The following is a 16145-nucleotide window of genomic DNA, read 5'->3' as shown; positions in this document are numbered from 1 at the left end:
ACATGATTAAAAAAGTTAAAGCCTCACTACATGAAAAGATAATTTTAATATTTCTAATACTATTGGGAGTTTTTGCTTTAAGTTTTGCAGTAATAATTAAAAATAAATGTTTGTTTGTAAAAAATTTTGATCCACAAAAAATTAATTATTCAAAACCAGAAAATATTGTTGTGCTTAATGCTGAGTGTGGAAATGTTATTATTGAACTTTATCCTGAAATATCTCCAAACGGTGTTGAAAGATTTAAAAAATTAATTAATTCAAAATCATATGACAATGTAGCTTTTCATAGAGTGATCAAAGATAAGCTGGTTCAAGCTGGAGATATTCAGTTTGGTAAAAAAGATCAAATAGATTATGGAAAAATTGGGACAGGTAAATCTGGTCTTGGTAATATTAAATCAGAAATAGATGCTGAATTTAATTTTGATAAGGGCAGTGTTGGTCTAGCAAGATCACTTAAATATAATACAGAGGATAGTCAATTTTTTATAATACTAGATGACGAACCATTATTTGAAGGTGAATACACTCCCATAGGAAAAGTAATCTATGGAATTCATGTATTAGAAAAAATTAAGTACTCTCATCGATCAGAATACATATTAAGACCAGATTTTATTAATACTGTAAGAATGTTTAAATAAAATAATTATCCACTTGTTATTAATTTAATAATAAATTTATGATATATTTTTAAGATGTCAGTTCATATATCAGACCAAACAATTAAGAAAGAGTGGATAGATTACAATAACCACATGAACATGGCTTACTATGTTTTAGTTTTTGATGATGTTTGGGAGATCATTTTGAAAAAATTTCAAATGGGGGAAAACTCAGCTAATTCAACAAAGATGAGTACTATGGTTGTTGAAACGCATACTACTTATAATAATGAAGTTAAATTAGGTGATGAGGTTGAAATCAATCTAACCTTTTTTGATCATGATAAAAAAAGATTACACTTTAAAATGGAGATGATTGAAAAATCTTCAAAAAAATTATCTGCTACACTTGAAATGTTATCTTTATATATTGATCTAAAGAAACGAAAAGTTGCTGAATTTGAGCAAGAAAAAATAGATATTATGGATAAATTTATAACAACGAATAAAGAGAAATTTGAAAGTAATAATTTAGTGATTACAGGTAAATTAAAAAAATAATTAATTTACTAAAGGTTTACCAGTTGCAAGTGTGTGTTTAATTCTATCTTGAGTTTCCTTAGTCTCAATTAGTCTCATAAAAGCATCTAATTCCAGTTTATATAAGTCATCTTCAGTTAAAGTTTTGTCAATTGATGTGTCTCCACCACTTAATACATAGGCTAGTTCTTGTGCTACCTTTAAACCATGATCTAGAATTACTTTATCATTATATAATTTATCTAAAATCTTATTCATTTCAGGAAGAACTGTTTTTCCTGGAAGATTAAATTTTGTCTCTAATGGAGCTTTAAAGTCTTTATTGTTATTTAAAATTTCTTTTGAAACCTCAAGCAAACTATTTCTATTCATAATTTTTTTGTCTTCAGGTTTTAAATATTTCATTGGCTCAGCTTCAATTGGTGAGGTTGCAGTTTTACCATACCCAATAATATCGAATACTTTAAGAGGTGCGTAATTAGGATCATTTTTAGCCTCATTTGTATCAAGCCATCTAGCTAACATTTCTTTACATCCCCCTCCTGCTGGAATTAATCCAACAATAGTTTCAACTAAACCAACAACTATATTTGTGTGTGAAGCTACAAAATTACTTTGAACCATTACTTCAAATCCTCCACCAAGAGTTAAGCCTGAAGGTGCTGAGATTACTGGATGATCTGAATATTTAAGATGTTTACATGTTTCTTGAAAATATTTAATGAATTTTTCAATTGATTTAAAGTCACCTTTATCTGCAAAATCCATTGTGTAAGTCAAATTTACACCAGCAGAAAATTGCATACTCTCATTGATAATAATTAAAGGCTTATCAGTTGCTTTTTTAAGGGCGTCCATTGAATCATAATCAAGTGCGTTAGCTTTGGTGGTAAATTCAACAATATTATAATCATTAAAACGATAAACTTGAGCTGAATTATTTCTATCAATACTGATTGCTTTCTTTTTAACTTTTCCTAAAGTTTCAATCTCAGTATACTTTTGTCTTGAACCATAAAAATCTTGATTTTTACTTTTGGATAAATTTTCTAAAAATTTATTTCCTTTAAAGTTGTCAATTTTATTAAAAAAATTTTCAACACCAATTTCTTCTAACATTTCAAATGGACCTTTAGTCCAGTTAAAGCCTAATCTCATCGCTTCATCTATGTCATTAAAATCTTTAGTAATACCAGGCACTAAAGATGATGAATATTTTATAATTTTTGAAATGACTGACCAAGCGTATTCACCAAATTTATCATCTCTTGAAATTAAAGATTTTAAATCAACCTTTTCAGATCCAATATTAATTTTCTGACTTTTTAAATACTCGCCTGTTTCAAGATTAATTGCTTCCATAACCTTAGTTGCGCCAGTTTTATTCATTCGGTAAAAACCACCTTTACCTTTTCGACCTGTATAACCTGTTTCAATTAATTTTTTAACTAAAGGGATTTCTTTAGCAACTTCTTGAAATGGATCATTTTTTGATAATTCTTTTATAAAACTTTTTAAAACATCGGCCATTAAATCAATACCAATTAAATCATAAAGACCAAAGACGCCTGTTTTTGGAATACCCATCGGTCTTCCAAAAATTGCATCTGCCTCTTCAATACTCAATTTCATTTTAAAAGCTTCGGTCATTGCAATTTGCATTGCAAAAACACCTATCCTATTCCCTAGAAATCCTGGAGTATCATTACAAACAATCGCTCCTTTTCCAAGCTCCACTTCACAAAACTTCTTTAGAGAGTTTATTTTAGTTAAATCATTATTTTCATTTTTAACAATCTCTAGCAACCCCATGTATCGGACTGGATTAAAAAAATGAGTGATGCAAAAATCTTTCTTTTCTTCTGTTGTTAATTTTTCAGATAAAACTTTAATAGGAATAGATGATGTGTTCGATGAAACAATCGCTCCTGCTTTTCTATCTTTAAATATTTTTTCATAAATATTGTGCTTAATATCAATTCTCTCAACTACAGCTTCAACTACCCAGTCGGCTTCTTTAACAACATCAAAATTATCATTAATATTACCTACTTTAATATTTTCAATTTGTGATTTATCTATCAGCAGCGGGGGTTTTGACTTGAATATTCTATCTCTCGCTTTTTCAGATATTTCTGTTGTAAGATCTAACAATGTAACAGGTACATTCGCATTGCATAAATGAGCTGCAATCCCACTTCCCATTGTACCTGACCCTATCACTACTACTTTTTTGATTTTCATAAATCAAAACTTTATAAGAAATTAAATTAAAGACAATTGGTATTATAATCTCTCTATTAATTATAAAATAAATATATATATTGATTGAAAATGTTTAAATCAGTTATAGCAAGTTATTCTAGATCCCCATTTACAATCGCTAAAAAAGGTGAGCTGACTGATGTCAAACCTGATGAATTAATTTCAGAAGTAATAAAAAATCTTATTATAAAATCAAAAATTAATAAAGACGACATAGAAGATGTAATTATTGGTTGCGCTTTCCCAGAAGGTGAACAGGGTTTTAATATTGGTAAAATTGTTACTTTTTTAAGTGACTTGAATGTAAAAACAGCTGGAACAACTGTAAATAGATGGTGTGGTTCTTCAATGGAAGCTATTCACATAGCAGCTGGCAAAATCTCAATGGGTGCAGGTAAAGCCTTTATATGTGGTGGTGTTGAAAGTATGAGCAGAGTAACAACTGGTTTTGATCCTTTACCTTATCCTAAATCAAGTACCGAAAACCCTCATCTTTATTTTACAATGGGCACTACTGCAGAAAATGTAGCAAAAAGATATTCTATTAATAGAAGATCTCAACAAGAGTTTGCTATTTCAAGTCATCAGAAAGCTTACGAAGCTCAATCAAAAGGAAAGTTTCAAAAAGAAATCACAATTATAAATAAATGTTCTTTAGATGGAGGTATCCGCCCTAAATCAAATCAGGAAACATTAGATGGATTAAAAGTTATTTTTGATAAAAATGGAACTGTTACTGCTGCAACCTCATCACCGTTAACAGATGGTGCGGCTACAACTTTGGTCTGTGAAGAACAATATGCTAAAGATAATAATTTAGAAATTTTAGGTAGAATTGTATCGACTGCTGTTGAAGGATGTGATCCAGACTATATGGGGCTTGGACCTATTGGAGCTTCACAAAAAGCTCTAAAAAGAGCAGGCTTATCAATTAAAGATATAGATATTGTTGAGCTAAATGAAGCTTTCGCCTCACAATCTTTGGCCTGCATCAAAGATTTAGAAATTGATATCAATAAAGTTAACCTTGATGGTGGCGCTATATCTTTAGGACATCCTCTTGGGGCAACTGGAGCAAGAATTACTGGTAAAGCTGCAGAATTATTGGTTAGAGAAAATAAAAAATATGCTTTAGCTACTCAATGTATTGGTTATGGGATGGGTATTGCTACTATTGTTGAGTCTATAGATTAATTATCTATTAATTCCTCTTAGTCTCTCTGATCTTCTTCTTAAAAGTTCTGCGCTTACTAAGATTAGAGTAGACATAATAATCAAACATGTTGCAACTGCCATAATAGTTGGGCTTAATTGCTCTCTTAATCCTACCCACATTTGAATTGGAATAGTAGTATTCTCTAATCCAGCCAAAAATAATACAACTACAACTTCATCAAATGAAGTAACAAAAGCAAATAAAGCTCCTGAAATAACACCCGGCATAATTAATGGTAATGTAATTTTCATAAATGTGTTTACTGGATTACTTCCTAAGCTAGCTGCAGCACGTGTTACACTGTGATCAAAACCAGTTAATGTTGCAGTAACAGTAATTACAACAAATGGAGTTCCTAAAATTATATGTGATAATACAATGCCTGTGTGAGTTGCGGCTAAGCCAACTTTTGCCATGAAGAAAAATATTGCTGTACCTGAAATAATTAATGGCACAATCATGGGTGAAATTAGTAAAGCCATGAAAGCAGCTTTATATGGCATATACCTACTGCTTAAACCCAATGCAGCAACAGTTCCAAGAATGGTTGATCCTATTGTTGCAAAGAAAGCAATGATTAAACTATTTTTAGTAGCAAGTCCCCATGGGTTTTTAGTCCCATAAATCATATCTTCGTACCATCTTAGAGAAAACCCTTCTGGATCTAATGCTAACATTTTTGCAGAAAAGTGAATGTATTGCTCAGCATTAAATGAAAGTGGCAATATTACAAACAAGGGAGCTATTAAAAAGAAAAAAACTAAACCACAAAAGAACAGGTATGTGTAGTGCCAAATTCTGTAATTCAACTGTGTATGATTTGGTAGTGCCATAATTATCCTAATTTAATATTATCTATTCCTACAAGTTTATTATAAATCCAATAAATAGTTAGTACTCCAACTAACAACATCGTTCCAAGAGCAGATGCAAACGCCCAGTCTAATGAACTCTTCATATGATAAGCAATTGTGTTACTAATTAATGATCCACTTGCTCCACCCACTAATGCAGGGGTAATGTAATATCCTATCGCTAAAATAAATACCAATAAACATCCGGCACCAATTCCAGGAATGGTTAATGGAAAATAAATTTTAACAAAAGATACAAGTGGTGTTCCACCTAATGATTTTCCAGCTCTCATCAAGCTAGGTGATATAGTCTTCATCACACTATAAAGAGGTAGAACCATGAAAGGTAATAATATTTGGGTCATTGCAACAAACGTCCCTATTACATTATACATCAGCTCTGGCCTATTATCGTCAGCGGCTAAGCCAATCCAAACAATTAAATCATTTATGGGTCCCTGTTGCTGAAGTAAAACCATCCAACTAGAAGTTCTAACTAACAATGAGGTCCAAAAAGGAAGTAAGACACAAATCATTAGTAAATTACTGTATTTCATAGGCAGCGTCGCTAATAAGTGTGATATTGGGTAAGCAAGAATAAAGCAGAATATGGTAACCCAAAAAGCTACGTTTAATGTTCTTAACCATAAAGTTTTGTGTATTCTTCTATCTTCTGGAACTTGAATTATATTTCTATCTTGATCAAATTTTCTATCTATACCTTTTAAATATTTGGCATAAGACCAATTCGGAGCTGTATTTTTTAGAGCTACCAAATATTCACTTTGACCCCACCTTTTATGAACTTTGATAAACTGTTCTTTATAATTACCTTCTTCAAATTTACTAATTTTTCTAACTGTTTTTTTTATTAAGCTACTAAAGCCACCTTTTTCATAATTTAATCTAGCTATAATTTTACCATAAGTTTTATTCTTTTTTAAATAAGATAAATCTTCATAAAGACCTTTGTAAACTGGTTCTTCTGGTAAATCTTGGCCATCCCATTTTTCCATCGCGGCAAATGTCTTAGGAAGCATTTTAGTGATCATTCGATCATCAACACTTCTAAAAAGCATATCTCCAATTGGAAATATATAAATAATTAAAATAAATAAAAACAATGGGGCAACGAGCGCAACGGCTTTGAGTTTATTTTTTCGTTCAGCTTTTTTTAAGCTAACTTCTAAAGGTAATCCGTCAGATGATAATATTTGTTCTTTGCTCATAATAAAAAAGGGCAGTTATAAATAACTGCCCCTTTAATATAGTATAAAAAACTATTCTATAAAACTAAATTATAGACCAGCTTTCATAGCTTCCCATTTTTCACCGATTTCGTCTTGGTTATCTGCCCAAAACTCAGGGTTCATAAGGATATATCTTTTTGTGTTAGCAGGTGCTGTTGGCATATGTGGTACCATGTAAGTCTTACCATCTTTAAACCAAGGCTCTCCAGCTTCCATAACGGCGATTGAAGATTTTCTCCAAGGCGCGTATGCAATGTACTTAGCACTTCCAGCTAAACCTTCTGAGCTAGTCATTTCTCTAAGTACTTTCATAGCTGAACCGTCAGCATAACCTGGACCATCTTTAACTAATGCAAAGTATTCATAGTCAAGAATTTGTCCATCCCAAACTTGTACAAGTGGAGTTCCTTCCATTTGTGCGTTAAAGAATCTACCATTCCAACCAGTAGCCATTACTACTTCACCATTAGCAAGTAGTTCTGGTGGTTGAGCTCCAGCATTCCAGAATACACATCCGCCATTTGGATCTTCACATAAAGCTTTAAGTTTGTTCATAGCTCTGTCAATTCCACCATCAGCATCAAGTTTTCTGTAAGTTAAGTCAGAACCTTTACCAGGGTTTACACCGTCTGCAGTGATAGCAATTTCTAAGTTAGACATTGCACCTTTGTAAAGAGCTCTCTTACCAGGGAACTTTTTAGTGTTAAAAAAGTCTTTCAATGTGCTTGGTTTTTTATCACCAATTGTTGCATCATTGTAAGCATAGTTCCAAGAGTACAGAATGTTTCCAACTGCACATTTTGAAGGCATACCAGTAAAGAAGTCTTGACTTGCAGGTGTTCCATCTGGAGCAGGTGCGAAGTCTTTGTCAAAATCGAATTCATGGAAAATACCTTCGTCACATCCAACGATAGTATCTTTTGCGTATACATCGATAATGTCCCAAGTTATTTTTCCAGCTTCTTTTTGAGCTTTAATTTCTGATAATCCACCAGTGTAGTCTACCCAATTTACAGGTATTCCAAGTTTTGCCGCTGTAGGATCACCGTAACCCAATTTTTGTGACTCTGTGTAAGCTCCACCCCAAGATACTACAGTAACTGCAAATGCTGAAGTTGTTACAGAAAGTACAAAAGAAAGAGCAAGTAATAATTTACTTATTTTTTTCATGTATTCTCCTATTTAACGTTAACGTTTTTTATTTTATAAAGCGAAAGTACAACAAAATTGACTAGTGAAGTCAACAGGTCATTTTAATGCTGATTCAATAAGGTTTTTTGAAATAAAAATAATTATTATTTGGGATCTAAAGCTCTGCAGTCAACACTATTCCAACCGATATTAATTTCTTTACCTGCTTTAATGTCCATTCTATTTGAGCTATTTGGAACTTTTAGAATAAATTGATCATTACCCAAAAGATCCACTCTTAATCTTGTGTGATCACCGTGATATATAACTTCTTCAATCTTACCCTTGTGATTGTTATCCATTTTAGTTTCTGGATCAATCAATGCTCTTTCAGGTCTCAATGATACTGTAGTTTTTTCCCCTTTTGCTTTTGCAACAATTGGATTTGCTAAAATTTCTGAACCTGAAGTTAGTTTAACTTTGCATTTATCACCCGAAACATCAGATACTTCTCCTGCAAAAGTATTGTTTTCTCCAATGAACTCTGCAACAAAAGAATTAACAGGTCTCTCATATAATTCATCAGGACTAGAAAGTTGTTGAACTTTTCCGTCATTAAAAACCGCAATTCTATTAGACATCGTCAAAGCTTCAGTTTGATCGTGTGTTACGTATACAACTGTTACACCAATGCTTTCGTGAATATGTTTAATTTCATACTGCATGCTTTCTCTTAAATTTTTATCCAAGGCACCAAGAGGTTCATCCATCAAAACTAATTGTGGATCAAACACTAACGATCTTGCGACAGCTACCCTTTGTTGTTGTCCGCCTGATAATTGCATTGGCATTCTAGACTCAAAACCCTGAAGAGATACCATTGATAATGCTTTATCAACTTTTTTATCAGCTTCATCTTTTGGAATTTTTCTTACTCTTAATGGAAATGCTAAATTTTCATAAACAGTCATGTGGGGAAACAAAGCGTAATTTTGAAATACCATTCCAATTCCTCTTTTGTGTGGAGGAATATCTGAAATAACTTTGTTATCTAAATAAATTTGTCCGTTCGTTGGAGTTTCAAATCCAGCCAACATCATCAAGCATGTTGTTTTTCCAGAACCAGAGGGTCCAAGCATTGTTACAAATTCACCTTCGGCAATATCTAGATCTAAACCTTTTACGACCAGTTGCTTACCGTCGTAACTTTTATCTACATTCTCAAATCTTACAAAGTGATCATTACCCATACGACTTTAAAACATTTGTTAGATTGATAATCAAGTAATTTATTTAATATGTAACTCTTTACTCATATTACAAAACAATTCACTGCCATTTTCTGTTACTCTAATAGCCTCAGATGCTTCAACACCCCAATCACCAAATTGCATTACTGCTATCATATGAAAACAAACATTTGGCTCTAAAACAGTCATGTCCCCTTTATATATATTAAGAGTATGCTCTCCCCAGTCCGGTGGGTATCCAATTCCAATTGAATATCCAGTTCTTGATTTTTTATCAATTCCATATTTATCTAATATTTTCCAAAACGCTTGCGCTACATCATCTGCAGTATTCCCAGGTTTTACAGCACTAATTCCTGTTTCTAGCGCCTCAATAGTTTTTTTCATTGTATCAATTTTTAATTGATCAGGTTTGCCAAGTAACACTGTTCTAGCCATTGGCGCATGATATCTTTTATAAACACCTGACAATTCAATAATAGTTGCCTCACCTTCTACAAATTTATCTTGAGTAGCAGTTAAATGTGAAGCTGAAGTGCCCTTACCTGTTGGAAGTAAAGTTGCGATACTTGAATACTCTCCCCCAAATTCCTCTGTTCCATAAAATAATGATTTTTGAATTTCACCTACCGCATCACATTGTCTAACGCCTGGATTAATTACTTCCATTGCAGTCTTCATTCCTTTTTGAGAAATCAATGCTGCTGATTTCATAAATCCAATTTCAGCATCTGATTTTACTAATCTTGCCCAGTTAACCAGTCTATCACTGTCTATGATTTTAGCATTTGGTAAACCTTGTTTAATTTTTTCATGGCAGAATGCTGTATAATAATGAGCATCCATTTCGACACCTACAGAAAGTTTATCCCACTTTCTTTCTTTAATTATCTGAACTAAATAATCATAAGGATGTTTTGGCCATGTATGAATATAATTTTCATCATAAACAATAATATTTTCATCTTTTAAATATGTTTTTATATATGCTCCTCCAGAGTCTTGTGCTCTGACAAAACATAATGGTTCTTCAGCATCAACATGAACTATTGCACATTGAGCATAATAAAATGACCACGCATCATAACCCGTTAAATAATTTAAATTATTTGTGTCGTGTGAAATTAATAGTTCGATGCCTTTTTTTTGCATCATTTTTTGAACTTTTTTTAATCTTTCTTTGTATTCTTCTTTTGTAAAATCCATATTTTTAATCTTTAAATAATTGTCCGAAACCGTCAATATTTTTATTATAATTTATCTCTTTTAATGTATCCCAGATCAATGTTTGGTTGCTTGAAAGCACAATCTTACCTAGTTTTTTTTCCAACTTATCTATTATAGATAAAACAGGAAGCGCAGTGCAAGAAACAAACAAAGCATCACTTTTAGATAAATCAATTTTAGATAATATTTCAAATAGATAGTTTTGATCTACTTTTCCAATATCAAGATCAGATGCAATATCAAAGAAAGATAATGAAACAACTTCAATATTCTCTTTTTTAAAATATTCTACAACAGACTGGTTAATTTCATTAGTATAAGGCGTGAACACAGATATTTTGTTAAAGTTAAATTTTTTTAAAGCCTTAATAGCTGATGTGATTGGAGTTGTGACTTTGGTATTGGGTTTTGCAAGATTAACTTTTTCATAAATTGAAGTATATCCAGCAGCTATTGTTCCTGAAGTACAACCATATGCAACACAATCTAATTTTTGATCTGGAAGAATTTCTTTTGTGACATCAGTGATATCATCAGCCATCTTTTTCAATGTTTCGTTAGTCAATGGATTGTAACAATGAATGCGATTAGAAAATAAATCAATTTCCTTTCCATAAATTACATTGTTAAAATCTTTTTCAATTCTAAAGTCACTTGCAAGGGTAATTAGACCAATTCTTGGATTAGGTTTTTCTAAGTATTTTGGGTCAATTTTATCAAGTTTCATACGTCAAAGAGATTAAATATATATTGCTAAAATTGTCTAGTTAAATTAAGGTTTTCATTAATAGCGATACATAACTCGTCGTAAGACTTCAAAGCTATACGAAAGTGGGATCGATCGTCTTAAATTTAATTATTTAGGAGGTTTGAATGAAATTTGGATATTTTTGCAACACAACTAATTGGAATCATAAACCATACAATCAATTATTAGATGAAGTAAAAGAGATCACTACTTATTGTGATCAAAATAATTGGAGCTCAATTTGGTACACTGAACATCATTTTAATCATGAAGGAATGGAGTCGTGCACAAATCCTTTGATGATGGGGGTTGATGCTGCAGCAAGAACAAAACAAATTAGAATTGGACAAGCTTGTAATGTCATTACTTTTCATAACCCCATCCGATTAGCAGAAGATATTGCCTTACTTGACCAATTATCTAATGGCAGAGTTGATGTTGGAATAGGTCGTGGAATTTATGGAAGAGAAGCTATCAATATGAATAAAGAAGCTGATCTTAAAGACCAAGCAAAAAACTTTAGATTGTTTGAAGAAAGTTTAACAATAATGAAAAAAGCTTGGACTGAAAAATTTTTCAGTCATCAGGGCGAATTTTACACTTACCCTTCTCCAAACTTTACATGGCAACACGACATGAGCCCACCGAGTGAAGAATTTTTAGATACAAAAACAAATGAAATTAAAAAGATAAGTATTGTTCCAAAACCTAAACAAAATCCACATCCACCAATATGGCAAGTTGTTGATGGAGCTAGATCAATTGAATGGGCAGCACAAAATGGACTAAACACAATAATGTGGATACCAACTGTAAAAGCATTAAAGAAAAGATTTGAAATTTATCAAGAGGCAAAATCTAAAGCTGAAAATAGAGATATTCCTTTAGGTGAAGGTATTTCGTTAGTAAGAGATATGTTTATTGCTGAAACAATGGAAGAAGCAGAAAAATTAGCTGGTGAACATATAATAAATTATATGAAATGGGTATGTCATTGGAGGGGTTTGGGAAATCACATGGATCCTGGTGAAGAGCTGCCAGAAACAAGACATAAACTAGATTTATTAAATTATGATTTTCTTCACAAAAGAAATTTATTATTTGGAACTCCAGAATATGTTGTGAACAAGATCAATGAGCTTAAATCAGAACTAAATCTTCAAAATCTGCAAGTATGGTCTAACTTTCCTGGAATAGATCATGAAGCTTGCATGCGAAGTATAAAACTGTTTAATGATGAGGTTATACCAAAAATTAATTTTGAAAAAAATGGTGTGGAGAAAGCTAGTTAATGAAACTTGAACTAAGAAAATTTACAAAATTTGTTGATAAGACTTTTGTTGAAGGTGGCAAAGAAGCTAAAGAACCTGTTTTGCTTGTTTCAGTTGCAGCAGTTTTTAAAAACCCTTGGGCTGACCAAGGTTTTGTTGAGGATTTAAAACCAGTTATATTAGATCTTGCTCCTAAGTTAGGAGATATTCTTGTTCCAGAATTAATAAAAGAAATTGGTTCTCCAGATAAAATATTAGCTTATGGTAAGGCTGGAACTGTTGGCCTTAATGGAGAAATTGAGCATGCTTCAGCATTTATTCATACTTTAAGATTTGGAAATAAATTTAGAGATGCTGTTGGAGGAACTTCTTACCTAAGTTTTACAAATACAAGAGGTCCTGCTGGTTCAAAAATTTCAATTCCAATGATGCATAAAACAGACTCTGGCTTAAGACCTTATTATTTAACACATGAATTCACCATACATGATGCTCCATTCGATGATGAAATTGTAATCGCTATAGGTGGCGCATCATCTGGAAGGGCGCATGCAAGAACAGGTGATAGATACCAGGATATGAAAGAAATGGGTATTGAGCCAAAATAAAACTGATGACAACTGGAAATACTGCATCAGGTACCTTTTATTTATATAATAAGAAAGAACAATCATCACCAATAGTTTTTATTCATGGTGTTGGCCTAACTCATGAAATCTGGCAACCACAGTTAGATTTTTTTAAAAATTATAGCACACTTTCTTATGATATTTTAGGACATGGAAAATCAAAGCTAGAAAAAGAACAAATAGATTTTAATGATTTTTCTAATCAACTTTTAGATTTAATAGATGAGCTTAAGATAGACAAGATACACTTGGTAGGCTTTTCAATTGGATCATTAATTGCTAGAAATTTTTCAACAAGGTTTAACAATCGACTGAGGTCATTAATTCTTTTAGGTTCAATTTACAAAAGAACATCGAAACAACAGCAAATAGTTAATGAAAGATTTAACCAAGCCAAAAAGGACTTAAAGCTTTCAAAACAAGCTTTAAAAAGATGGTTTACAGATAAATACTTAGAAGATAACCCGGATACCTATGAAAAAATTAGTTCAATTTTATCTTCAAATAATATTGAAAACTTTTTAAAAGCTTATAAGCTTTTTGTAAAACATCAAAATGATGAAGAATTTGAAAAAATTAAGATTAATACTTTATTAATGACAGGAGAGTATGATTATGGTTCAACAATAAAAATGTCACAAGAATTAAATAAAGTAATCAAAAATAGTGAATTAAAAATTATTAAAGATGGAAAACATCTTTGTGGTATTGAGTGTGCAGATGAGGTAAATTTAAGTATCAAAAATTTTGTTGAAAAGAATGACTAAATTAAAACAGTATAAGATGTTTATTGATGGTGAGTGGATTGACTCTGAAAATAAAAAAACTTTTGAAACTTTAAATCCTGAAAATAATAAACCCTGGGCAGTTGTGCCTGAGGCTAGTGCTAATGATGTTAATAAAGCAGTCAATGCGGCCCAAAAAGCATTTGAAGGTGAATGGCCAAAACTACTTCCAAAAGAAAGAGCAAAATTTTTAAGAGCGATTGGCGAACAACTAAGAAAAAATGCTGAAATGCTTGGTGAGATTGAAACAATTGACACTGGAAAAATTATTAGAGAAACTAAAAAACAAGCAATTTATATTGCCGACTATTATGATTATTATGCTGGTCTAGCAGATAAAGTTGAAGGTACAGTTCTTCCAATTGATAAACCAAATATTCAGGCAATAACAACCAGAATTCCTATTGGTGTAATTGCAGCAATCATTCCATGGAACTCACAAATGTTTTTGACAGCAACTAAGTTAGCTCCTGCTCTTGCTATGGGTAACACTGTAGTAATTAAATCATCTGAACTTGCTCCTGCAGTTATGTTTGAGTTTGCTAAGCTAATAGAAAAAACCGGTATCCCTAAAGGTGTAGTTAACGTTATTACTGGATTTGGTGATCCATGTGGAAAAACACTTACCACCCATGATTTAGTTGAAAAAATTGCATTTACTGGTGGACCAGAAACAGCAAGACATATAATCAGGAATTCGGCGGACAATTTGTCTGAAGTAAGTCTTGAGCTAGGTGGAAAAAGTCCTGTGGCAGTTTTTGATGACGCTGACCAAGAAAATGCAATAAATGGAATTGTTGCTGGAATATTTGGTGCTAGTGGTCAAAGCTGTATAGCTGGATCAAGACTTTATATTCAAAAAGGTATTTATGATGAATTTTTAAATAAACTTTCAAATCGTGCATCAAAAATAAAAATCGGCACACCAATGGATCCAGAAACAGAAATGGGGCCACTAAGTAGTTTTAAACAATTAGAAACTATTGAAAAAAATATAAAAGATACAATTAATCAAGGTGGAAAAGTAAAATGTGGTGGCAAAAGAGACTCGTTCTCTAATGAAGGGTATTATTTTCCACCAACAATTATTGAATGTGACAATCATAATTTGCCTGTTGCAGAAAATGAATTATTTGGACCAGTATTATCTGTAATGAAATTCGATACTGAAGAAGAAGTTGTTAATAAAATGAATGACAATCAATATGGTTTGTCTTCAGGAGTTTATACAAGTAATCTTTCAAAAGGATTAAGAGTGTCTAAAGCGATACGAGCAGGTATTACATTTGTAAATACTTACAGATTAATTTCTCCTTCGGCACCCTTTGGAGGTATTAAAGACAGTGGTTACGGAAAAGAGGCAGGTATTGACTCAATTAAAGATTATACAAGGGTAAAGACAACGTGGTTCTATACATCTGACGAACCATCCTTAGATCCATTTTCAATTAGATAATATTTTGTCTCCTAAACATACAGCTTTAATTGTTTTAGTAATGTTTTTTCTTGGAAGCGCTTATCCTTTGGGTAAATTTGGCTTAAACGCATCAATGAATCCAATTTTCTTTGGGGCGTTAAGAATGGGATTTGTTTTTTTATGCTTAATACCATTTTGTAAAATAAAAATTCCTGAAAAAAAATATTTACTACCATTAATCGGATTTTCATTATGTATGGGAGCTGGAGTGAATATGTTTTTATATTTATCTATTAATGCTGTTTCTATATTAGCACCAATTACAATTGGAGCACAACTGTCAATACCGTTTGCAATATTAATAAGTTCCTTATTTTTAAATGAAAACATTAGTTTCAAAAAATGGATTTTTATATTTCTATCATTCGTTGGAATAATTTTGATAGCCTTTGATCCAAAAATTATGGATGAAATTTTTGGAACATTATTAATTTTTGGTATGGCTTTTTTTTATGGATTGTCACAAGTTTTCTCAAGATATATTAAAAATTTAGATGTAAAATTTACAAACTCAATTATGGGATTGATTGGTTTTGTGGTTCTAATCATTTTTTCTCATATATTTGAAGGAAATGTTGTTGAGCAAATTAATGGCGTTGAGTCTTTTGGATGGCTTGCGGTTATGTACGCTGGAATAATTATTTCAATACTCGGACATATGATGATGTTTTATTTATATAAATTTTATCCAGTTGGAATGGTGATGCCTTTTTATTCACTATTTCCAGTATTTGGCCTTATATTAACTTTCTTTATCTTTGGTGAGGTGCCTTCTTTAATCACAGTATTTGGAGGAATTATCGTTATTACATCAATATATTTACTTCAGAAAACTAAGTAATTTTGTCATTGAATTGTATTAATAATCATCATTTAATTGTCTTTTTATAAATT

The 16145-nt window shown here is 31.7% G+C and carries 15 protein-coding genes; 8 read left to right on the top strand and 7 right to left on the bottom strand.

What is annotated here, in order from left to right:
• The first annotated feature begins 2 nt into the window (after nt 1–2).
• Together ACIJYE_RS01525 and ACIJYE_RS01520 are read left to right on the top strand one after the other, a co-directional pair.
• Nucleotides 3–647, top strand: coding sequence for a peptidylprolyl isomerase (locus ACIJYE_RS01525; RefSeq protein WP_435090731.1), 645 nt, complete (start codon nt 3–5; stop codon nt 645–647).
• A gap of 54 nt (nt 648–701) precedes the next feature.
• Nucleotides 702–1169, top strand: a complete 468-nt coding sequence (locus ACIJYE_RS01520; protein ID WP_435090729.1) for a thioesterase family protein — start codon at nt 702–704, stop codon at nt 1167–1169.
• Here ACIJYE_RS01520 and ACIJYE_RS01515 read toward each other — a convergent pair whose 3' ends face one another.
• Nucleotides 1170–3392 (bottom strand): 3-hydroxyacyl-CoA dehydrogenase NAD-binding domain-containing protein, encoded by a 2223-nt coding sequence (locus ACIJYE_RS01515; RefSeq protein ID WP_435090728.1) that lies wholly within the window; start codon nt 3390–3392, stop codon nt 1170–1172. It abuts the gene before it with no gap.
• A gap of 90 nt (nt 3393–3482) precedes the next feature.
• Between ACIJYE_RS01515 and ACIJYE_RS01510 the strand changes: the two genes are divergently transcribed.
• Nucleotides 3483–4607 (top strand): thiolase family protein, encoded by a 1125-nt coding sequence (locus ACIJYE_RS01510; RefSeq protein WP_435090727.1) that lies wholly within the window; start codon nt 3483–3485, stop codon nt 4605–4607.
• On the opposite strand, the gene ACIJYE_RS01505 is transcribed toward ACIJYE_RS01510, so the two are convergent.
• The 6 genes from ACIJYE_RS01505 to ACIJYE_RS01480 all read right to left on the bottom strand — a co-directional run bounded on the left by ACIJYE_RS01505 (nt 4608) and on the right by ACIJYE_RS01480 (nt 11068).
• Nucleotides 4608–5462, bottom strand: a complete 855-nt coding sequence (locus ACIJYE_RS01505) for an ABC transporter permease (RefSeq protein WP_435090725.1) — start codon at nt 5460–5462, stop codon at nt 4608–4610.
• 2 nt (nt 5463–5464) lie between these two features.
• The gene (locus ACIJYE_RS01500) at nt 5465–6712 is read right to left on the bottom strand and encodes an ABC transporter permease (RefSeq protein WP_435090723.1); all 1248 of its coding nucleotides are present in this window, start codon (nt 6710–6712) and stop codon (nt 5465–5467) included.
• A gap of 69 nt (nt 6713–6781) precedes the next feature.
• Nucleotides 6782–7903: an extracellular solute-binding protein gene (locus tag ACIJYE_RS01495; RefSeq protein ID WP_435090722.1), complete on the bottom strand. Its 1122-nt coding sequence runs from the start codon at nt 7901–7903 to the stop codon at nt 6782–6784.
• A 125-nt stretch (nt 7904–8028) separates the two neighbouring features.
• Entirely contained in the window at nt 8029–9114 is a 1086-nt protein-coding gene (locus ACIJYE_RS01490) for an ABC transporter ATP-binding protein (protein ID WP_435090720.1), read from the bottom strand.
• Between the two features lie 39 nt (nt 9115–9153).
• Nucleotides 9154–10320, bottom strand: coding sequence for a M24 family metallopeptidase (locus tag ACIJYE_RS01485; RefSeq protein WP_435090719.1), 1167 nt, complete (start codon nt 10318–10320; stop codon nt 9154–9156).
• Between the two features lie 4 nt (nt 10321–10324).
• Complete coding sequence (locus ACIJYE_RS01480; RefSeq protein WP_435090718.1) at nt 10325–11068, bottom strand: maleate cis-trans isomerase family protein; 744 nt, start codon at nt 11066–11068, stop codon at nt 10325–10327.
• 146 nt (nt 11069–11214) lie between these two features.
• On the opposite strand from ACIJYE_RS01480, the gene ACIJYE_RS01475 reads away from it, so the two are divergent.
• Genes ACIJYE_RS01475 through ACIJYE_RS01455 form a run of 5 tightly spaced genes read left to right on the top strand, consistent with a single transcriptional unit; the run spans nt 11215 to nt 16092 of the window.
• Nucleotides 11215–12381 (top strand): LLM class flavin-dependent oxidoreductase, encoded by a 1167-nt coding sequence (locus ACIJYE_RS01475; RefSeq protein ID WP_435090716.1) that lies wholly within the window; start codon nt 11215–11217, stop codon nt 12379–12381.
• Nucleotides 12381–12968: an amino acid synthesis family protein gene (locus tag ACIJYE_RS01470; protein WP_435090715.1), complete on the top strand. Its 588-nt coding sequence runs from the start codon at nt 12381–12383 to the stop codon at nt 12966–12968. The genes ACIJYE_RS01475 and ACIJYE_RS01470 overlap by 1 nt, the downstream gene beginning before the upstream one ends.
• Nucleotides 12969–12973: 5 nt before the next feature.
• Nucleotides 12974–13756 carry an alpha/beta fold hydrolase gene (locus ACIJYE_RS01465; RefSeq protein ID WP_435090714.1) on the top strand — a complete coding sequence of 261 codons (783 nt, stop codon included), beginning with the start codon at nt 12974–12976 and terminating at the stop codon, nt 13754–13756.
• Nucleotides 13749–15230: an aldehyde dehydrogenase gene (locus ACIJYE_RS01460; RefSeq protein ID WP_435090713.1), complete on the top strand. Its 1482-nt coding sequence runs from the start codon at nt 13749–13751 to the stop codon at nt 15228–15230. The genes ACIJYE_RS01465 and ACIJYE_RS01460 overlap by 8 nt, the downstream gene beginning before the upstream one ends.
• 4 nt (nt 15231–15234) lie before the next feature.
• The gene (locus tag ACIJYE_RS01455) at nt 15235–16092 is read left to right on the top strand and encodes a DMT family transporter (RefSeq protein WP_435090712.1); all 858 of its coding nucleotides are present in this window, start codon (nt 15235–15237) and stop codon (nt 16090–16092) included.
• Nucleotides 16093–16145 lie beyond the last annotated feature (53 nt).

This window comes from Candidatus Pelagibacter bacterium nBUS_30 (genome assembly GCF_051201245.1).
Classification (GTDB): Bacteria; Pseudomonadota; Alphaproteobacteria; order Pelagibacterales; family Pelagibacteraceae; genus Pelagibacter.
The sequence above is the reverse complement of the archived record's forward strand: the minus strand, read 5'-3'. Positions and strand labels throughout refer to the sequence as shown.